Annotated in this window: 17 protein-coding genes and 2 tRNA genes; 7 read left to right on the top strand and 12 right to left on the bottom strand. The window is 69.7% G+C overall.

Annotated features, from left to right (window positions below; translation table 11 throughout):
• Positions 1–130 precede the first annotated feature (130 nt).
• Entirely contained in the window at positions 131–3,283 is a 3,153-nt protein-coding gene (locus FZ938_RS29465; RefSeq protein WP_149201727.1) for a carbohydrate-binding domain-containing protein, read from the top strand.
• Positions 3,284–3,605: 322 nt separating this feature from the next.
• Positions 3,606–4,319 carry a phytochelatin synthase family protein gene (locus FZ938_RS29460; protein ID WP_246457304.1) on the top strand — a complete coding sequence of 238 codons (714 nt, stop codon included), beginning with the start codon at positions 3,606–3,608 and terminating at the stop codon, positions 4,317–4,319.
• A 7-nt stretch (positions 4,320–4,326) separates the two neighbouring features.
• Here the strand turns inward: FZ938_RS29460 and FZ938_RS29455 are convergent, their stop codons facing one another.
• Complete coding sequence (locus tag FZ938_RS29455) at positions 4,327–4,755, bottom strand: hypothetical protein (RefSeq protein WP_149201725.1); 429 nt, start codon at positions 4,753–4,755, stop codon at positions 4,327–4,329.
• 141 nt (positions 4,756–4,896) lie between these two features.
• On the opposite strand from FZ938_RS29455, the gene FZ938_RS29450 reads away from it, so the two are divergent.
• Both FZ938_RS29450 and FZ938_RS29445 read left to right on the top strand, forming a co-directional pair.
• Positions 4,897–5,463 (top strand): DUF3305 domain-containing protein, encoded by a 567-nt coding sequence (locus tag FZ938_RS29450; RefSeq protein WP_149201724.1) that lies wholly within the window; start codon positions 4,897–4,899, stop codon positions 5,461–5,463.
• Positions 5,456–6,022 carry a DUF3306 domain-containing protein gene (locus FZ938_RS29445; protein ID WP_149201723.1) on the top strand — a complete coding sequence of 189 codons (567 nt, stop codon included), beginning with the start codon at positions 5,456–5,458 and terminating at the stop codon, positions 6,020–6,022. Before FZ938_RS29450 ends, FZ938_RS29445 begins: the two co-directional genes overlap by 8 nt.
• Positions 6,023–6,049: 27 nt before the next feature.
• Here FZ938_RS29445 and FZ938_RS29440 read toward each other — a convergent pair whose 3' ends face one another.
• From FZ938_RS29440 to FZ938_RS29430, 3 genes are all read right to left on the bottom strand, one after another.
• Entirely contained in the window at positions 6,050–6,796 is a 747-nt protein-coding gene (locus tag FZ938_RS29440) for a glucose 1-dehydrogenase (RefSeq protein WP_149201722.1), read from the bottom strand.
• 190 nt (positions 6,797–6,986) lie between these two features.
• Positions 6,987–7,063, bottom strand: a tRNA-Asp gene (locus FZ938_RS29435).
• Between the two features lie 4 nt (positions 7,064–7,067).
• Positions 7,068–7,143: transfer RNA gene (locus tag FZ938_RS29430), tRNA-Asn, on the bottom strand.
• A 217-nt stretch (positions 7,144–7,360) separates the two neighbouring features.
• On the opposite strand from FZ938_RS29430, the gene FZ938_RS29425 reads away from it, so the two are divergent.
• Positions 7,361–7,939, top strand: a complete 579-nt coding sequence (locus tag FZ938_RS29425) for a hypothetical protein (RefSeq protein ID WP_246457307.1) — start codon at positions 7,361–7,363, stop codon at positions 7,937–7,939.
• Between the two features lie 12 nt (positions 7,940–7,951).
• Here FZ938_RS29425 and lhpI read toward each other — a convergent pair whose 3' ends face one another.
• The 4 genes from lhpI to FZ938_RS29405 all read right to left on the bottom strand — a co-directional run bounded on the left by lhpI (position 7,952) and on the right by FZ938_RS29405 (position 11,202).
• Complete coding sequence (lhpI, locus tag FZ938_RS29420; RefSeq protein ID WP_149201721.1) at positions 7,952–8,857, bottom strand: bifunctional Delta(1)-pyrroline-2-carboxylate/Delta(1)-piperideine-2-carboxylate reductase; 906 nt, start codon at positions 8,855–8,857, stop codon at positions 7,952–7,954.
• Positions 8,858–8,892: 35 nt separating this feature from the next.
• Positions 8,893–9,276, bottom strand: coding sequence for a dihydroneopterin aldolase (locus tag FZ938_RS29415; protein ID WP_109153939.1), 384 nt, complete (start codon positions 9,274–9,276; stop codon positions 8,893–8,895).
• Positions 9,277–9,364: 88 nt separating this feature from the next.
• Positions 9,365–10,447: a site-specific DNA-methyltransferase gene (locus tag FZ938_RS29410; protein WP_149201720.1), complete on the bottom strand. Its 1,083-nt coding sequence runs from the start codon at positions 10,445–10,447 to the stop codon at positions 9,365–9,367.
• 89 nt (positions 10,448–10,536) lie between these two features.
• A complete protein-coding gene (locus FZ938_RS29405; RefSeq protein WP_149201719.1) occupies positions 10,537–11,202 on the bottom strand; it encodes a ribonuclease HII in 666 nt (221 codons plus the stop codon).
• A 218-nt stretch (positions 11,203–11,420) separates the two neighbouring features.
• Here FZ938_RS29405 and FZ938_RS29400 point away from each other — a divergent pair, with 218 nt between their 5' ends.
• Both FZ938_RS29400 and FZ938_RS31445 read left to right on the top strand, forming a co-directional pair.
• Positions 11,421–11,918, top strand: coding sequence for a YchJ family protein (locus FZ938_RS29400; RefSeq protein ID WP_109153942.1), 498 nt, complete (start codon positions 11,421–11,423; stop codon positions 11,916–11,918).
• 255 nt (positions 11,919–12,173) lie between these two features.
• A complete protein-coding gene (locus FZ938_RS31445; RefSeq protein ID WP_109153943.1) occupies positions 12,174–12,785 on the top strand; it encodes a cold-shock protein in 612 nt (203 codons plus the stop codon).
• A gap of 101 nt (positions 12,786–12,886) precedes the next feature.
• Here FZ938_RS31445 and FZ938_RS29390 read toward each other — a convergent pair whose 3' ends face one another.
• From FZ938_RS29390 to FZ938_RS29375, 4 genes are all read right to left on the bottom strand, one after another.
• The gene (locus FZ938_RS29390; protein WP_149201718.1) at positions 12,887–14,728 is read right to left on the bottom strand and encodes a PAS domain-containing sensor histidine kinase; all 1,842 of its coding nucleotides are present in this window, start codon (positions 14,726–14,728) and stop codon (positions 12,887–12,889) included.
• 97 nt (positions 14,729–14,825) lie between these two features.
• Positions 14,826–16,523 (bottom strand): ABC transporter ATP-binding protein, encoded by a 1,698-nt coding sequence (locus tag FZ938_RS29385; protein WP_149201717.1) that lies wholly within the window; start codon positions 16,521–16,523, stop codon positions 14,826–14,828.
• Positions 16,520–17,320, bottom strand: a complete 801-nt coding sequence (locus FZ938_RS29380; protein ID WP_149201716.1) for an ABC transporter permease subunit — start codon at positions 17,318–17,320, stop codon at positions 16,520–16,522. Before FZ938_RS29380 ends, FZ938_RS29385 begins: the two co-directional genes overlap by 4 nt.
• 18 nt (positions 17,321–17,338) lie before the next feature.
• Positions 17,339–18,103, bottom strand: coding sequence for an ABC transporter permease subunit (locus FZ938_RS29375; RefSeq protein WP_149201715.1), 765 nt, complete (start codon positions 18,101–18,103; stop codon positions 17,339–17,341).
• Positions 18,104–18,304 lie beyond the last annotated feature (201 nt).

Below are 18,304 nucleotides of genomic sequence, written 5' to 3'. Positions count from 1 at the left end.
CACATTTGTCTCACTTCTGCCACGGGAAACCCCCTCATTCATAATTTCCTAACCATAAGTGTTAGTACGCGATTAAGGCTAACGGACGAGCCTGCGGAACAAGGCGATACCCATAAAGCGGAGTTCCAAAATGGCTACCACCAACACCGACGGCACGATCCAGGTCACCTTCGCGGTCAATGCCTGGGGCACGCCCGCTGACGGAAAATGGCCGCATTTTCAACTGCTTTTGGACGGCACCAGCATCGGCGAGGCCACCGTCTCCTCCGCCACCCAGTCGCGTTACGTCTTCACCGCCAACGTGCCGGCCGACAAGGCGCACGCGCTGCAGCTGGTCTATGACAACGACGACACGGTTAACGGCGTGGACCGCAACCTGTTCGTCAAATCGTTCGAGGTGAACGACAAGACCATCCTGTCGATCGACCCGTCGGTCAAGTACGACACCGGCAAGGTCGACGGCCTGAACGTCATCGGCGGACAGACGGAAATGTACTGGCCGGGTGCGCTGAATGTGCCGCTGCCCGCCACGATGTTCTCCACCGCCTCCACCTCCCCGGATGCGGAGACTGCCGCCAGCATGACCACGACCATCAAGGTCAAGGCCTATGGCATCAGCGCCGGCGGACAGGCCCCGCACTTCAAGCTGCTGGTCGACGATCAGGTGGTGGGCGACGCCTGGGTCAACGCCACCTCGGCCACCGACTACACCTTCACCGCCAAGGTGGACCCGAACGAGGCCCACAAGATCCAGGTCTGGTACGACAACGACGCCACCGTGAACGGCGTCGACCGCAACCTGTTCGTCAAGTCGATCAACATCGACGGCAAGACCATCGCCTCGACCTCCGACATGGCGTCCTACGACAAGGGTCCGGTGGACGGCAAATTCGTGGTCGCCGGCCAGGAAGCCCTCTATTGGGGCGGCGCCCTCAGCTTCGGCATGCCGGAGGAATATTTCGGCGGTGCCTATGTCCCGCCGCCGCCGCCGACCCCGACCAAGCCGGTCGACATCGTCGTCAACGCCTCCGGCACCTCGGCCGGCGGACAGGCCGCGCATTTCAAGCTGCTGGTCGATGGGCAGGTGATCGGCGACGCCAAGGCTTCCGCCACCACCGCCGCCTACAAATTCACCGCCAACGTCGACCCGACCAAGGCCCACACCGTCCAGGTCTGGTATGACAACGACGCCACCGTGAACGGCGTCGACCGAAACCTGTTCGTCAAGTCGGTCGCCATCAACGGCCACACCGTCGCCGCCACCGACAGCATCGTCACCTACGACAAGGGCGCCGTCGACGGCAAGGACGTGGCCAAGGGCCAGGAAGCCCTCTATTGGGGCGGCGCCCTGAACGTCAAGGCCGGCGCCGACCTGTTCGGCGACGCGCCCATCAACCAGACCCCGGTCCCGACCCCCCCGACCAAGCCGGCCTTCTATGTCGCCGCCAACGGCAAGGATACGTGGTCCGGCAAGCTGTCGGCGCCGAACGCCGACGGCACCGACGGTCCCTTCGCCAGCCTGGAGAAGGCGCAGGCGGCCATGCGGGCCAACTCGACCATCGACACCACCTATGTCCGCGAGGGCACCTATCACCTGACCAAGACGCTGGAGCTGACCTCGCTCGACAACGGTCACAGCTTCCAGAACTACCCTGGCGAGAAGCCGGTGCTGAGCGGCGGCGAGGTGGTGAAGAGCTTCACCAGCGAGGGCAACGGCCTCTATTCGGCCAAGCTCGCCACGGCCAGCAACCTCGACCTGATCGTCGGCGACGTCCGCCAGCATCTGGCGGAGAAATTCGCCTATGACGCCGCCGACGTCACCAGCGGCTGGCACTTCGCCGATGCGGCCTCCGGGGGCCCCAGCGGCTGGTACATCCGCTCCCACGGCACCGAGGTGACCAGCGCCGACATCCAGCCGAACACGCTGATCCAGGTGATGGACGCCGAGCGGCTGGGCGACACGCTGACCGGCATCGCCAGCTTCAACGCCTCCACCCGCACCATCATGCTGAAGAACGGCGCCTCCCTGCCCTTTGCGGAAGGCACCACCTACAAGCTGCTGAACAACGCTTCCTATGTCGATCAGGCGGGTGAGTTCGCGTGGCGGTCGACCGACGGCAAGCTGCTCTACAAGGCGGCCAGCTCCGGCTTCGTCTCCAGCGGGGTGGAGGTGCCGCGGCTGGGCACGCTGGTCAAGCTGAACGGCGCCAGCGACGTGACCATCGACGGGCTGACCTTCAAGAACACCACCACCGGCGGCGACGCCCTGCTGCTGACCAACGCCGACGGCAACCACATCAGCGACAACAGCTTCCTCAACGTCGGCTCGGCGATCAAGCTGACCGCCGGCTCCTCCAACAACCAGATCGCCCACAACACGCTGAACCACATGGCCGAGAACGGCATCGAGATGGATGGCCGCAGCAACGGCAACAGCATCTATGCCAACACGATCAGCAACATCGGCGAAGTGCGCAAGGCGGTGGCCGGCATCATCGGCACCGGGGTGGACAACAACCTGATCTCCAACAACGACATCGACCACAGCGCGCGCTACGGCATCTCGTTCAAGGATTACGGCGGCACCACCAACACGGTGAACCACAACAACATCATCCAGTACAACCACATCTCCTACACCGGGCTGGAGACCGCCGACGACGGCGCCATCGAGATCCTGGGCCGGTCCAGCGCCAACACCGGCATGGTCATCCAGGGCAACTGGATCGAGCACGCCAACGGTCTTGCCACCAGCGCGCAGGATACCTGGATGTACGGCCAGAAGGGCTTCGGCATCTATCTGGACGACATGGCCGGCGGCATCACCGTCAAGGACAACTTCATCAAGGACGCCGACTGGGCCTCGGTGCAGATCCATGGCGGCGACAACAACGTGGTGACCAACAACTTCTCGGTCATCGCCAACAACAAGGAAGACTTCATCCGCATCGAATGGCAGCCGGTGCACGGCACCGCCGGCGATCCGCACAACAACACGATCACCAAGAACGTGGTCATGGGCACCCTGCCGCTCGACGACTATACCGAGTTGCTGAGCGCCAACGACTTCGTCATCGACAACAACCTCGTCTACAACGTGCCGAAATACGGCGATCACGATGTGATCGGCAAGCCGATGTTCACCAACGCCTATTGGGGCGACTACTCGCTGCAGGCGTCCTCGCCGGCCTTCGCCATGGGCATCCACGACCTCGCCTGGGCGAAGATGGGCGCCGAAGGCGTCGGCGCGGTCGGTCTGGAGCATTTCTGGGACGCCGTCTGATCGCACGGGTCCGGCTATGGCGCATCGGGGGTACGCCTCCGACGCGCAGTAGCCGTGGAATGGGCGGAGCCTGTTTTGCTCGATGATCGGGCGGCGCGGGCTCCGCCCATCTGCGTTTTGGGGGACCCCGCATCGAACTTTCCGCTGCTTGGCTCACGTCCCGCAGCGCACCATATGCAGGCCGCGCCCCGGCGAGGGAACGGGGCGCATCTTTCTTTCAGACCAGACGGACCGAGACCGTTTTCCGATGACGCAAGCGACGTGGACCGCAGGGACTTTGGCGAGAATCCTGGGAAGCGGCCTTCTGCTGTGGACCGCCTGCATGGCAGCGCCCACGGCGGCGCCCGCCTGGGCGCAAGAGGACGTGAAGCCGAAATTCGGCCCGGACGCGGTCCCGATCACCCGCGCCAGCGACTATGTCCGCACCGCCCCGGCGCCGGATTACTGGGCGCTCAGCCCCTATTACGTGCCGCAGATGACCGGCGCCTCCTGCTCGCTGGCGAGCGTGACGATGATGCTGAACGCGTTGCGTGGACTGCCGGCCCTGGCGTCGGAACGGCTGGTGACGCCCAAGCAGCTGCTCGACCGGTTGGACGACGACCATTGGCGCGCCGCCATTGCCGACGACGGCGAAGGCATCTCGTTCGGCGAACTGATCGACTATGTCCACCGCAGCCTTGCAGCCTACAACATCGATGCCGAGGTGGAGGTCTGGCGCCCGCGCGACGCCTCTCCCGCCACGCTGGCCGAGCTGCGCCGCATCCTGGCCGGGAACGAGCGCAGCGCCGACGACATCATCCTGCTGGCCTTCGACCAGGGCACGCTGACCGGCGACGTCGGCCTCGGTCACATCGCGCCGCTGGGCGCCTATGACGCCGCGACGAAGCGCGCATTGGTCATGGACCCCGACCGCACATGGTACGTGCCCTATTGGACCAGCGACGCCCGTCTGCTGGACGCCATGCTGAAGCCTGACCGTGCCGACCCCGAGGGCAGCGGCCTGATCCGTGTCCGCAGCCGCCGGGCGTCCGGCTGACCTCCGTTTATTTCACCTCCTGGCTGGTCAGGTCGGAGGGGTTCTGCGACCGCGTCGGCTCGTTCTGCTGATCGGGCTCGCTCGCCCATTGATTCGGGCGCGGCACCGGGTTGCCGTTCAGGTCCGGCGGCGCCCGGCGCACGTCGGCGAGCGCCTGCTGCAGTTCCTGGCTACCGGTCGCGGCGGAGCTGGTGGGGTTGGGCGATTTGGTGCCCTGCGCCGTGGGATGCGGATCCTGACTCTCCTGCACCTTGCCGTCGCGGGCGAGCGCATCACCTGTGGATTCCTTCGATCCGGACTCGACCGGCGCCGCTCCCGCCTGGCCGGATCCGGGCTGCTGGTTCTGCTGCTGATCAGCCTGCTGCGCGGCGGCACCCAGCAGCGGCAGGCCGGACAAGAGTCCCGACAGCAGCAGGGCGGCGGCGATCTTGCGCATGGCGCATCCTTCCTTTGGGCGACCGTCGGGGGATTCCGTCGGAGCACGGCGTGCGGCGGCACCAATCGGCCATTGGCGCGTTGTACCGGGGACGGAGTCCGGCGTCGGCCGTCCGCTCCCAGCCCATCAGGAACACTGACAATGCCCAGCGAGTTCCCGCCTTCCCCCACCGCAGCCTCCACAGCTCCGGCTTCGCCACCCGACCGCGCCGAGCGGCGCAGTGTCGGCGTGGTGGTGGAGCGGCGGCGCGTCGACAATCCCTGGATCGAGGCGCGCTGGCAGCCGGTGATGCTGGTCCCGGCCGACCCCACCCTGCCCGACTGGAGCGTGCTGGCCGAAGGGCCGGACTGGACGCGCCATTACGCCGGCACCGCCGAGATCGCCCTGTTTCCGACCGAGGCGGAGAACTACAAGCATAACCTCGACGGCGGCAGTCCCAGCGCCTATGTCATCCTGCGTCCGGGCGGCCCGGCGCCGGGGATCCGGCTGCTGGCCGTCAGCGCCGACCCCGGCGAGATCGACACCCACGCCGAAGCCGGCGACGACGTGATCGAGGCGCTGCCGCTGCCGATCCCGCTGGTGCTGTGGATGGACGGCTTCGTCGCCCGCCATTATGTCGAGCGCCCCTTCCACAAGCGCAAGCGCGACCGCGCCGACCCGGAAGCCCTGGCGCTCCGCCGCCGCACCGGGGGTCCGCAGCATGACTGAGCGGATGGAGGAGGAGACCGGCTTCCTCGGCCGCTGGTCGCGGCTGAAGCGCGAGGCGCGGACGGAGCAGCCTGTTGGCGAACCGGCAGAGCCGGAGGCGCCCGCCCTGCTGCCGGCGGAAACGGCCGAGGCCGAGGTCGTCGAGGAAGAGGCGCCGAAGCTGCCCTCGCTGGACAGTCTGGATTCCGGCAGCGACTACACCGGCTTTCTCCGCCCCGACGTGCCGGCGGAGCTGCGCCGTCAGGCCCTGCGCAAGGCCTGGGCGAGCGACCCGGTCATCGCCGGGTTCCGCGGCTTCGCCGAATATGACTGGGACTACAACGCGCCGGGCTATGGCGCCCTGCGGCCCACCGACGACATCGCCCGCCTGCTGGACGCCGTGCTGCCGGACGAGAAGCGGGAGGAGGAGGTGGTGGGTGAGGAAGAGGTGGTGGCAGAAGTGCAGGCTGACGGAGCCACTTGCCCCCACCTTAATCCTCCCCCGCTGGGCGGGGGAGGAGACAAGTGCTTGTCCGAAGAAGTGGCGGCAGTCCCTCCCCCGCCCAGCGGGGGAGGTTAGGTGGGATCTAACCTCCTCAAGGAGCGCTTAGATACACCGCCCGCCATCCACCTCCAGGCACACGCCGGTCAGGAAATTCCCCTCGTCGGAGCACAGATAGAGCGCGGCGTTGGCGATGTCGCCCGGCGTCGACAGACGCCCCAGCGGGATGCTGCTGCGGAACTGCTCGCGGCGTTCCGGCGTGTCCTGGCCCATGAAGCGGTGGAGCATGCCGGTCTCACCGGCCACGGGGGCGATGGCGCAGACGCGGACATTGTCGGGTGCCAACTCCGCCGCCATCGACTTGGTCAGGGTGATGACCGCGCCCTTGGAGCCGTTGTACCAGGTCAGGTTCGGCCGGGGGCGCAGCCCGGCGGTCGAGGCGATGTTCAGGATCATGCCGCCGCCTTGGGCGCGGAACACCGGCACGGCGTGGATGGCGCTGTGATAGATCGACTTCACGTTGACGGCATAGATGCGGTCGAAGGTGGCCTCGTCCACGTCCAGCATCGAGCCGTAGCGGTGGGTGTAGCCGGCATTGTTGACCAGGATGTCGAGCCGGCCGAACTCGCCGAGAGCCGCCGAGACGATGGCCTCGTAATCCTCCCCCACCGCGACGTCGGCGCGGACGGCGAGCGCCGTCTCTCCCAGACTGTCGGCGACGCGGCCGGCGGCGGCCTCGTCCAGATCGGCGACGATGACGCGGGCTCCTTCGGCGGCGAAGCGGCGGGCGATCCCCTCGCCGAAGCCCGATCCCCCGCCGGTGACGACGGCGACCTTGTCAGACAAACGCATGAGCGGTTCCTCCCCGGCAATTCGCGGTCCGAGATGCGCGCGGCCGTTCGGCGCGCGGACTCCGTACAACAGGGAACCGGCGCCATCGGCCGCATCGTGGACGCGGCGAAGAACGCATGATAGCGCGAAGCCGCCCGGTGGGGCAGTCGCCATCATCCGCTACATCGAATAGGGGAGATATAGGAAAAAATGGCGCGAGTGACGGGACTTGAACCCGCGGCCTCCGGCGTGACAGGCCGGCGCTCTAACCAACTGAGCTACACCCGCGCGATGGCTCCCGGTGCTGGACTCGAACCAGCGACAAGCGGATTAACAGTCCGCTGCTCTACCAACTGAGCTAACCGGGAACGGAGGCCCGCCTTATATGGCCGATGACGAATCCTGGCAAGCGGAAAAACGCAAAGCTTCGCATTTTTTCCCGACGGGCCCTGTTTCGCGCCCCTGGCCTGTGACAATGCATACGGATCGCAGCCGTGGGTTGCCGCCACACAGGCTTGCTCTTGACAGTTCGGGGCTTCTCAGGCTTCTTCTCGCCTCCCCACCCCACCATTGCCGCAGGCCCCGATGTCCGAGGTCGTCCCCTTCGCCGCCGCCCGCGAGGCGCTGCTCGCGCGCCTGACCGAACAGCTGCCGCCCTCGTCGGAATGGGTGGGCCGGCTGATGCTGATGCCGGAGGGGCGCCGGGTGGAACCGATGCCGGCGGCCGAAGCGGTTGAGTCGCTGCGCGCCTTCCGCGCCGGGCTGGGCGAGGCGATCGGCGCCGCCGCCTGCTCGGTCGGCGGCGTGTGGGTCGGTCGGGAGGACTGCCTGGACTGGGACGGGCTGCTGGCGCCGCTGGCGGTCTCCGCCGCCTATGTGGTCGGCCGCACCCAGTCGGCCGGCGGATTCGCCGCTGAACTGTTCCGCTGCAAGGATGCGCTGGCCGGCTGGGGCGTGCGCGGCCTGCGCGGCGAACCGGCGGTGGCCCGCGCCGCCGGCTATGCCGTGGTGTCGGTCAGCCGCCGCCCGGACGACAACGAGATCGTGCTGGACCGGGTGATGGATACCTTCGCCTTCGTCATGCGCAGCCTGGGCGAGCCGACGGTGGCGAGTGCCGACATGGACCGCCGGCTGGTCAAGCGGGCGGTGCCGCTGCGTCGGTGAGCGGCGGGGCCGTTAAGTGCCCTGCCCCAGCGCACAGCGCGCCGCCGCCAAATCCCACGCGGCGCAGCCGACGCTCTTGAACAGGCGCGGGCGGCCCGGCGTGGCGCGGCCGTCCAGCGCGTCGACCAGCGACTTGACGCTGCCCCACTCGACCCCGGCTTGGATGAAGTCGCCTGCCTCGTGGCGGGCGCCGGCGGGATCGTCGACGAACAGCTCGCTGCCATGGACGGCGGTTGGGCCGAACTCCACCATGTCCGGCTTGAAGGCGCCGACGCCGACCAGCAGACGGTCCGGCCGGGGCGTCTCGTCATAGATGGGGGACAGGCTGGTGGTCAGCGCGATCACCACTTCGGCCGCCGGATCGACCGGGCCGCTCATCGGCCGCAACTCCACCCCCTGCCCGTTCTGCCTGGCGCAGAAGGCGGCGGCCGTCTCCAGGCTGCGGCTGTGGATGTCGATGCGGATACCGGGATAGAGCGATGCCAGCGCCGCCACATGGCCGGCCGACTGGGTGCCGGCGCCGAGCAGCGCGACATGGCGCGGCGACGGGGCCAGCGTCCGGATCGCCAGCATCGACACGGCGGCGGTGCGGCGCGCGGTGACGGTGGGACCATCGAGGATCAGTTGGGGAGCGCCGGTCAGTGCGTCGAAGGCGCTGACCACGCCATGGATCGTCGGCAATCCCCTGGCGCCATTGCCGGGATTGACGTTTACCAGCTTGTGGATGGCGATGTCCGCCGATGTCGCCGGCATCGACAGCAGCACGCCGCCGTCGGGCAGCGGCAGGACCTGCCGCTCCGGGCTGGTGATGCGGCCGGCGGTATAGTCGCGGGCGGCGGCGGCCACCGCGTCGCACAAGGCGGGGAAAGGAAGACGGGCGGCGGTCTGTTCGGCGGTGAGGACGGCGAGCAAGGACACGGGGAGCGGCTTCCTCTTTTGCGATGGGAAAACGGTCAGGCGCGGGCGCGCTCGATCTCCACGCCGACGCTGGCGGCGTCGGGGAAGACGTCCAGCTTCTCCACCCGCACCTTGGCCATCGTCACCCGCGCGTCGGCGAGGCAGCGCTCGGCGATGCGTTCGGCCAGCGTCTCCACCAGCGTGACATGGCCCTGGGTGACCACGCCCTTGACGATTGTCGCCATGTCCTCGCCGGTGACGCCGGGGGCGATCACGTCGAGGTCGAGGTTCAGGCGGATGCGCTGGGGCTTCAGCCGTTCATGGGCATAGACGCCGATCAGTGCGTCCATTACCAGATCGCGGACGAAACAACGGGTGGACAGCGCCGCCGGGGCCGAACGCGGCACCGGGGCGGTGACGGTGGCGAAGAGCTTGTTCATGGGCGACAGCCCTAACACGGCGGCGCCACCGCTGCCAAGCCGCCGTCCCCGCCAACCCCTATGCCGGACGGACAGGTCAGGGGCGGACTCAGTGCATCTCCGAGCGGATGCGCTCGCGCAGCACGTCGATCGGGCGCAGGTCCTCGCCCTCTTCATAATGCCAGAAGGTCCAGCCGTTGCAGGCCGGCAGCCCGGCCATCGCCGCGCCGACCTGATGGATCGAGCCGCGATGGTCGCCGCGCGGGCCGGAACCGATCAGCGTGCCGTCGGCGCGCACACGGGCGGCGACGCGGCGGCGCTGGTCGAACAGGGTGGAGCCCGGGCGCAGCAGCCCGCGCTCCACCACCCAGCCGAAGGGGATGCGCGGCGCGCTGCGCTTGGGCGGCGTGTCGAGGATGGCAGCCTCCGGCGCTTCCTCCACCGCGTCGATGCGGGCCTGCGCCGCCTTGACATAGGTGTCGTCGCGCTCCAGCCCGATCCATTTGCGGCCGAGCCGCTTGGCGACCGCGCCGGTGGTGCCGGTGCCGAAGAAGGGGTCGAGAACCACGTCGCCGGGACGGGAGGAGGACAGGATCACCCGGTACAGCAGCGATTCCGGCTTCTGCGTCGGGTGGGTCTTCTTGCCCTCCTCGTCGCGCAGGCGTTCGCCGCCGCTGCAGATCGGCAGCAGCCAGTCGCTGCGCATCTGAAGATCCTCGTTGAGGTTCTTCATCGCCTCGTAATTGAAGCGATAGCGCGCGTCCTTGTCGCGGGCCGCCCAGATCATCGTCTCGTGAGCGTTGGCGAAGCGGGTGCCGCGGAAGTTCGGCATCGGGTTGGTCTTGCGCCAGACGATGTCGTTCAGAATCCAGAAGCCCAGATTCTGCAGCGTGGCGCCGACGCGGAAGATGTTGTGATAGCTGCCGATCACCCACAGCGAGCCTTCCGGCTTCAGGATGCGGCGGGCGGCCGTCATCCAGTCCTGGGTGAAGCGGTCATAGGCTTCGAAATCGTCGAACTTGTCCCATTCGTCATCCACCCCGGCGACGCGGGTGTGGTTCGGCCGCAGCAATTCGCCGCCCAACTGCAAGTTGTAAGGCGGATCGGCGAAGACGAGATCGACCGAAGCGGGCGGCAGATCGTTCATGAGAGCGATGCAATCGCCGACCAGGATACGGTTTTCAGGGAGCATTTTACGACCGGCAAAGAACTGGGACTCGGCCGGACAATGAGTCGCGGCCGAGTCGCCGTCAACAGCTTTCTTTGCCAAGTGACGGCGGGTCAGCCGCTTAGTGCCTTTTGCCGTTTCACTGGTGCAAAACTGACTCGGTGATGCGGCGTGACACCATGGCGGGTCAGCGCGTCCAGATGCTCTGGCGTCGGATAGCCGGCGTTTCGGTCCCATCCATAGTGTGGATACAGCACCGACAACCGCAACATCTCGCTGTCGCGCGCCACTTTGGCGAGAATAGAGGCAGCGGCGATGGACTGGCTGCGGCTGTCCCCCTTGACGACCGCCACCCTCTCGCACGCGATATCGGGGGTGAATTTGCCGTCCACCAGCGCCGCGTCGGGCGGAGCGCCGGGCAGCGCCAGATAGGCCCGTTTCATCGCCAGCAGCGTCGCCTTGTGGATGTTCAGCTCGTCGATCTCGGCGGCCGACGCCTCGGCGATGGCGAAGGCTAGCGCGTGGGCCCGGATCGCCGGCTCGATCTCCTCGCGCAGGCGGCGGGTGACCGCCTTGCTGTCGTCGATTTGGGCGGCGATCTCCGGCGGCAGACCTTCGGGGGCCAAGACTACGGCGGCGGCCACCACCGGGCCGCAGAGCGGGCCGCGCCCGACCTCGTCGATGCCGCAGACGCGGCGGCCGGGGCCGAAGCCGGCCTCCAGCGACAGGTCGGGCCGCTGCCGGGGAACGGCTGCTTTGCGGGGCGCTTTGGCAGGCATCGGCGGGCGGCCTTCCGGATAGGGACGGGATGGGGCCGCTTGATAGCGGCCGCGGAGTCCGGGCGCAAGGCCGCGCCCATTTGCCTCAAGCAAGCTCTTGAGAAGCGAAGCGCGGCTGCGCTATGGATGCGCCCCGGTAAAGCCGGACCAGCGAAAGCCGGGCCACGCCATCACCCGCCACGCCATCACCCGCCACGCCATCACCCGAGAAGCAGGCCATGACCGAAACCACCCAGACCGCCGCCGAATGCCCCTGCCGTTCCGGCAAGCCGCTGGACGCCTGCTGCGGTCCCTATCTGGCCGGCATGCCCGCCCCGACGGCCGAGGCGCTGATGCGCTCGCGCTATTCGGCCTTCGCCACCGGCAACATCGACTACCTGCACGACACGCTGCTGCCCAGCACCCGCGACGACTTCAACCGTGAAGAGATCGAGACCTGGGCCAAGAACAGCGTGTGGACCGGCGTGGAGATCCGCTCGACCGAGGCCGGCCAGCCCGGCGACAGCGACGGGATCGTGGAGTTCGTCGCCCGTTTCAGCATGAACGGCAAGCCGATGACCCACCACGAGACCAGCCGTTTCACCCATCAGGACGGCCGGTGGTACTATGTGGACGGCCAGCTGGGCGCCCGTCCGCGCAGCGGCCCCAAGGTCGGCCGCAACGACCCCTGCCCCTGCGGCAGCGGCAAGAAGTACAAGAAGTGCCACGGCGCGTGAGCCTGCACGCCTGACGGTCGGCCCTGAGTCGCGGCTGAATCGTCACGCTGCACCTGCACAATTATGGCGAAATCGCACCCGCCCCGCCTGACCGACAGGCGGCGGCGGTGCTTTTGTTGTGCGAGAATCGTGAAAGTGCGCAATCACGATTGAATTATGGGTCGGAACCGATCATCCTTCGCTGGCCCTGTTCCGGGTCTCCCTTCTTTGGTTCTTGCCGGGATGGGGTTTAACACGACAGATGAGACGATACTAATGTTCGACCGTCCGCAGCGCTCTTCCTTCCGCGCTCCTGAGATCACCCAGCGCGACATCCGCGCCACCGTCAAGTGGTTCAACGCCACCAAGGGCTTCGGCTTCGTCACCCCCGACGATGGGTCGCCCGACGCTTTCCTGCACTCCACGGTTCTGCAGTTCTGCGGACACGACAGCCTGCCCGAAGGCGCCACCATCACCTGCGACCTGTCGCGCGGCCCGAAGGGCCCGCAGGTCGCCACCATCCACGCGGTCGATACCTCGACCGCCGCTCCGAGCCGTCCGTCGCGCGCCCCGCGCGAGCGTGACAGCTGGGGCAACGACGGCGGCTACGGCGGCGGCAACAGCTACGGCGGCAGCCGCGGCGGTTACGGCGCCGACAGCTACGGCGATTCGGAAGGCGGCGAGACCGTCGACGGCACGGTGAAGTGGTTCAACGTGTCGAAGGGCTTCGGCTTCATCGCCCCGTCCACCGGCGGCAAGGACATCTTCGTGCACATCCGTGCGCTGGAGCGGTCGGGCATCAGCGGTCTGGACGACGGTGCGCAGGTCCGCGTCACCATCCGCCAGGGCGCCAAGGGTCCCGAGGCTCAGCGCATCGAGATGGCCTGATCTCTCATCGGTCGTTGTGATGTGAAAAAGCCCCCGCTCCAACCGGAGCGGGGGTTTTTTCTTGGGCATTTTTGGTGCGCGGGCAATGGGCGCCGGCGCGCCTACCGCATCACCCGCTCCGGCGGGAAGCACAGCCGCACCGTGGTGCCGCGTCCCGGCGCGCTGTCGACGGCGATGCCGCCGCCATGCAGTTCCACCAGCGCGGCGGTCAGCGGCAGGCCGAGGCCGGAGCCGTGCTCCGCCGCCGTCATCGGGTCGCGCGTCGGATCATGAATCTGGGCGAAGGCGGTCAGCGCCTGCGGGATGCGCTCCGGCGGCATGCCGCGGCCGTCGTCGGAGACCGCTAGGATCAGGCCGCCGGCCGCGTCGCGCTCCGCCGACACCGTCACATGGCCGCCGGGGTCGGTGAATTTCAGGGCATTGCCGACGAGGTTGGTCAGCATCTGCCGGACCAGCGACGGATCGCCCCACAGCACCGGCAGGTCGGCCGGCAGCCGGGCCGACAGCGCCACGCCGCACCGCTCCGCCCGCGCCGCCATCATCGCCAGGGTGGCGTCGACGATCAGGGCGGGCGGGCATTCCTCCTCATGCAGTTCCAGACGCCCGGCCTCGATGCGGGCGAGGTCGAGCAGGTTGTTGATCAGCTCCAGCATATAGTCGCCGGCCGCCACGATCTGCGCCGCCGCCTCGCCATAGCGCGGGCTGCCCGGCGGTCCCAGCAGCTGGTCGCGCAGGATTTCGGCAAAGCCCATCACCGCGGTCAGCGGCGTGCGCAACTCATGGCTCAGGTGATTGACATAGTCGGACTTGCGGCGGTTGGCGGCGGCCAACTCCAGCGCGTGGGCCTTCAGGTCGGTGATGTCGGTGCGCAGGCCGACCGTCCCGCCGTCGCAGGTCCGCCGCTCCTCGATCCGCAGCCATCGACCATCGGCCAGCTGCACCTCCATCGGTGGGCCGCCATGGCGGTGCAGGGCCAGCCGCCGTGCCATCCACTCCTCCGCCCGCTCCGGCGGGATCCGGTAGAGGCCGCGCCGCATCCCGTCGCGCAGCAGACTCTCGAACGGCGTGCCGGGCTGCGCCAGATCGGGGTTGGAGATCTTCAGGTCGCGATAGCGCCGGTTGAACAGCACCAGCCGGTCGTCGGCGTCATACAGGACGAATCCCTCGCCGATGCTGTCGATCGCGTCCAGCAGCAGCCGATGAGCCCGCTCCGCCCGCTGCTCTGCCCGTGCCCGGCCGGTGATGTTGCGCAGGATGCAGAGGATGCGGTCGCCATCGTCGGAGAGGGCGACCAGCCGGGCTTCGAACACCGCGTCGCCTTCCGCGCCGGATTCCCCGCCAGTTGCCCCATTGACGGGCAGGCGGATGTCGACTTTGACGGTCGGGTTGGCGGTCAGGGCGCCGGCCGCCACCCGTTCCAGCGCCTCCACCAGCGGTGCGGCGGCTTCGGGCAGCACCTCCTGGATGTGGCCGTTCAGGAAGCGCTGGGCCGGGATGCCGAGGTCGGCGGGACTGCCGGCGGCGAAGTCCAGGATGCGGCCGTCGCGCCGCAGTTCGAACCGCAGATCGGGATAGGCGTAGGACAGGGCGACAAGCTGTTCGTTCAGCCGCGCCACCTCCTGTCGGGCGGCATGATCGCCCGGCGCCTCCACCAGCACGAGATCGCACCCCGGAACAGGGCCGATGCGGACGGTCAGCGCCAGCGCTTCACCACCGGCGCCGCGGACGGTCACGGAGCGCTCGGTGGCCGCCGTCGGCGCCGGTCCCGCGGGGGTCATGCGCAGTGTGCCGCCCGCCGCGTCGGGGGCGAGCAGCTTGCGGGCCGCCCGGTTCAGCCAGACCACGCCGCCATCCTCCGCCCGCACCAGCCACAGCGGCGTGGCAAGGCCGGTCAGCAGAGTCAGGTCCGGCAAGGCGGGCTTCGTGGCGGACAGGGACGGCATAGGCTCCCCGGCGGCGGGCGTTCTGGAAAGGGCTCTGTCGCGTCGTGGAAAGATAGCACGATGGCATGAAAACAGCCAGCCGTTGAGGCGTGGCCGCTCACCCCTCCGCCGGCGTGTCCCAGTAATGGCAGGCGACGTGATGGCCGGGCGCCACCTCCTCCAGCGCCGGAACCGCCTGGGCGCAGAACTCCCGCGCCAGGGGGCAGCGGCGGCGCAGTGGGCAGCCCGTCGGCTGGCCGAAGGCGGACGGCGCATCGCCCTCCAGCGCCGGGCGCTCACCACGGGACGCCGCCAGCATGGCGCGGCTGTAGGGATGCAGGGGCGCGGTGCGCAGGGTCTCGGCGTCGGCGCTCTCCACCACCCGGCCAGCCAGCATCACGATGCCGCGATGGGCGTCGCGCAGCCCCTCGTCATAGCGGTCGGTCGCCAGCACCAGCGACAGGCGGCGGCGGTCGCGCACCGCCATCAGCGTGTCGAGGAAGGTCTCGCGCTCTTCCGCCGACAGGCTGGCTGCCGGTTCGTCGGCGATCAGCACCCGCGGCTCCGGCAGGATGGCGCGGGCAAGGCCGGCATGGGCGGCCTCCGCCACCGTCAGGGCGGCGGGCCAACGCAGCGCCGCTTCGGGACGCAGGCCGGCTTCCTCCAGCGCCTCGTCGATGCGGTGGTCGCGGCGGTCGGCGGCGATGTCGGGGCGCAGGCTCTCGAGCGCGAGGTCGAACTGGGCACCGATGGTCATGGCCGGGTCGAAGGAGGCGGCCGGGTCGGGGAACAGCGGCTGCAGGTCGCGGCGGGCGCGGCGCAGTCCAACGTGATCGGGCCCACTGTTGTCGGCGTCCTCCCCCGTGGCCGGCGGCGCCGAGGCGGCCATCAGGTCGCGGCCCATCCAAACCACCGCCCCCGCCGTCGGCGGCGGCAGGCAGAGCAGCGAGCGGGCGAGCGTCGCCTTGGCGCTGCCGGTCTCGCCCAGCAGGGCCAGCGTCTCCCCCGTCCGCAGATCCAGGTCGATGCCATGCAGGACTGCCAGCGTCCGCGCCTCCCCCTTCGGGCCGGGGGAGAGCGGATAGGACATGCCGACGCTGCGGGCATGCAGGCGGGAGGCGCCCGGCGGCTCCAGCGGCGTCAGCGGAGCGGTGCGCGGCGGCTTGGGCGCCAGCAGACGGCCGCGGCGGAGCGACAGCACATGGTCGGCGGGACCGGCCACCCCGTCCTCCGGCCGTCCGGCGAGGATCAGCGCCACCCCGTCGGCCCGCGCCCAGTCGGCCAGCCGGTGGAGCAGCCGCAGCCGCACCGTCGGATCCAGCCCGGCGGCGGGCGCGTCGGCCAGCAGCACCGCCGGCCCCACCGCCACCGCCATGGCGAACAGGCAGGCCCAGCGCAGGGAGTCCGGCAGCTGTTCCGGCGGCAGGTCGAAGCGGCGGGCGGCGGCGGGCACGCCCATGCGGTCCAGCCCGTCGGCGGTCCGGCGCAACGCCAAGCGCAGATCCAGCCCCAAATGGTGGCCGACGACCTCCGCAACCTGCAGGGCCAGCGGCCGGCGCGGCGCCAGCCGGCCGCCCTGGGCGATCAGCAGATGCCCGTCGACGCGGATGCCGCCGGCCACATCGACCCCGGCCGGAGGCTGGCCGGCGAGCGCCGCCAGCAGAGCGGTCTTGCCGCTGCCGGCCCCGCCGGTGAAGGCCAGCACCTCCCCCCGCTCCACTCGCAGGCTCGCGCGGTCGAGCAGGACGCGGTCGCCCAGCATCAGGGTCAGCGCCTCGGTCTCCACCGGCGCGGGCTTTGCGGAGATATGGTTCATGGCGTGCGATTTCCGGCCGCCATTCCGTCGGCGATGGCGCAGGCGGCCCAGAGGGCGAGCGCCAGCAGCAGGGCCGGCGGGGCGAAGGCCACCGGATCGCCCAGCCGCCCCGCCAGCCCGACCGAGGCGCCCCAGCTGCCCAGCGCCGGCGGCAGGCCGAGGCCGAGCAGGCTGGCGAAACTCTCCGCCGCCAGCACGCGCGGCAGGGCCAGCGTTCCGGCGGCCAGCAGCGGGCGCGTCAGGTTGGGGATCAGGTGCCGGCGCAACACCTCTCCCTCCGCCAGGCCGGCGGCGCGGGCGGCGGTCAGGAACTCCGCCCGCAACAGGGCCGACAGCTCGGCATGGGCGAGGGCGGCGACCGCCGGGGCGGCGGTCATCGCGGTGACCAGCGCCAGCAGCCAGACCTTGCCCATCAGCCCGCCGGCCAACGGCACCAGCAGGGCGAGCGGCCAGCCGGCCATGCGGTGGGCGGCGCCGATGACGCGCCGCTCCACCCGGTTGCCGACCAGATTGCCGAGCAGACCGGCCAGCAGCGCCCAGCCGATGCCCAGCGCCCCGCCCAGCACCGCGGCCAGCAGCGCGAAGGACAGGCTGCCCCGCCCGTCGAGCAGTGCGGCGGCGACCGGATCGGCGTCCAGCCGGTGGACCGCGCTGCCGTCGGCCATCAGCGGTGCAGCGGCACAGGCGAGCGCCAGGGCGGCGAGCACGGCGGCTCCGGACAATTGGCGGGCGAGGCCGGCGCGCGGCGGCTCCGGCGGTACCGGATGGGAAAGCGGCGGTTGGTCGAACTCGGCCATCAGGGTCCTTCGCGGCGGTCACGCCCCCTCATAGGGCGTGGAGCTGTGGTTGGCCGGGTCGATCCAGTCGCGCACCCCAAGGCCCAGCGCGTTCAGCAATGCGGTCAGCCCGCCCAGCGCCAGCAGGGCCGGCACCGCCCCAGCGGCCGAGCCGGCGCGGGCGGCATCGATCATCAGCGCCCCGGCCCCCGGCAGGTCCAGCAGGCTTTCCAGCGCCACCGCCCCGACCATCGCGGCCAGCACCGCCGCGCGCAGCCCCCCCATCACCGGGGCGACCGCCTGCGGCAGGGCGTGATGGCGCAGCACCGTGTGCTCGTCCAGCCCCAGCCCGCGGGCCATGCGCACCGCCCCACCCTCCGGCCCGGAGCCCAGGGCACGGCCCATCGCCGGACGCGCCAGACGGGCGGCCTGACAGGCGGCAGGAATCGACAGGGCGGTCCAGGCCAGCGGCGCCGCCGACGCCCCGGCCCGCACCGCGAGCGCCGCGAGCGCGGCCAGCAGGAAACCCGGCAGCAGCGGCCCTGCCCCGGCCAGCAGCCGCCCGACCAGCCCACCGGCCGACCGCGGCGCCACCGCCGCCCAGGACCCGGCCAGCGTGCCCAGCGCGGTGCCGACCGCCAGCGACGGCAGGGTCAGCAGAAGCGTGACCACCAGCCCGCGCAGCAGCGCCAGGGCGGCGTCCGGCTGCGGCGCCACCAGCGCCGACAGCCCCACCCCCGCCGCCATCGGCAGGACGGCGGTCGGCACGGCATCGATCAGGCGGCGGATCACGGGACGCGGCATCTGGGCAGGAGGACCGGGCTGGGAATTACTCATATGGTGCGACATGCGACCGTAAGCGCCCCACCCCCGCCGGGCAATAGATTTAGCGTCGGCCACAGCCTCCCGGCTGCGAACCCGCCCCCCTATACCCAACCGCCACGCTTGACTTTCAGCACCGTTTTTGTACTATATCCATGCCTGCTCCGCCGGAGAGGCCAGGGC

The organism is Azospirillum oryzae, from assembly GCF_008364795.1.
GTDB classification, from domain to species: Bacteria; Pseudomonadota; Alphaproteobacteria; order Azospirillales; family Azospirillaceae; genus Azospirillum; species Azospirillum oryzae.
This window is presented reverse-complemented; position numbering and strand designations above follow the sequence as displayed.

Excerpts from the sequence above, each read along its gene's own strand:
- FZ938_RS29410 (WP_149201720.1), bottom strand. The coding sequence starts at position 10,447 with ATGCTCCCTGAAAACCGTATCCTGGTCGGCGATTGCATCGCTCTCATG.
- FZ938_RS29375 (WP_149201715.1), bottom strand. The coding sequence starts at position 18,103 with ATGCCGCGTCCCGTGATCCGCCGCCTGATCGATGCCGTGCCGACCGCC.
- FZ938_RS29455 (WP_149201725.1), bottom strand. The coding sequence starts at position 4,755 with ATGCGCAAGATCGCCGCCGCCCTGCTGCTGTCGGGACTCTTGTCCGGC.
- FZ938_RS29390 (WP_149201718.1), bottom strand. The coding sequence starts at position 14,728 with ATGCCGTCCCTGTCCGCCACGAAGCCCGCCTTGCCGGACCTGACTCTG.
- FZ938_RS29465 (WP_149201727.1), top strand. The coding sequence starts at position 131 with ATGGCTACCACCAACACCGACGGCACGATCCAGGTCACCTTCGCGGTC.
- FZ938_RS29445 (WP_149201723.1), top strand. The coding sequence starts at position 5,456 with ATGACTGAGCGGATGGAGGAGGAGACCGGCTTCCTCGGCCGCTGGTCG.
- FZ938_RS29400 (WP_109153942.1), top strand. The coding sequence starts at position 11,421 with ATGACCGAAACCACCCAGACCGCCGCCGAATGCCCCTGCCGTTCCGGC.
- FZ938_RS29415 (WP_109153939.1), bottom strand. The coding sequence starts at position 9,276 with ATGAACAAGCTCTTCGCCACCGTCACCGCCCCGGTGCCGCGTTCGGCC.
- FZ938_RS29405 (WP_149201719.1), bottom strand. The coding sequence starts at position 11,202 with ATGCCTGCCAAAGCGCCCCGCAAAGCAGCCGTTCCCCGGCAGCGGCCC.
- FZ938_RS29385 (WP_149201717.1), bottom strand. The coding sequence starts at position 16,523 with ATGAACCATATCTCCGCAAAGCCCGCGCCGGTGGAGACCGAGGCGCTG.
- FZ938_RS31445 (WP_109153943.1), top strand. The coding sequence starts at position 12,174 with ATGTTCGACCGTCCGCAGCGCTCTTCCTTCCGCGCTCCTGAGATCACC.
- FZ938_RS29450 (WP_149201724.1), top strand. The coding sequence starts at position 4,897 with ATGCCCAGCGAGTTCCCGCCTTCCCCCACCGCAGCCTCCACAGCTCCG.
- FZ938_RS29380 (WP_149201716.1), bottom strand. The coding sequence starts at position 17,320 with ATGGCCGAGTTCGACCAACCGCCGCTTTCCCATCCGGTACCGCCGGAG.
- FZ938_RS29425 (WP_246457307.1), top strand. The coding sequence starts at position 7,361 with ATGTCCGAGGTCGTCCCCTTCGCCGCCGCCCGCGAGGCGCTGCTCGCG.
- FZ938_RS29440 (WP_149201722.1), bottom strand. The coding sequence starts at position 6,796 with ATGCGTTTGTCTGACAAGGTCGCCGTCGTCACCGGCGGGGGATCGGGC.
- FZ938_RS29460 (WP_246457304.1), top strand. The coding sequence starts at position 3,606 with ATGGCAGCGCCCACGGCGGCGCCCGCCTGGGCGCAAGAGGACGTGAAG.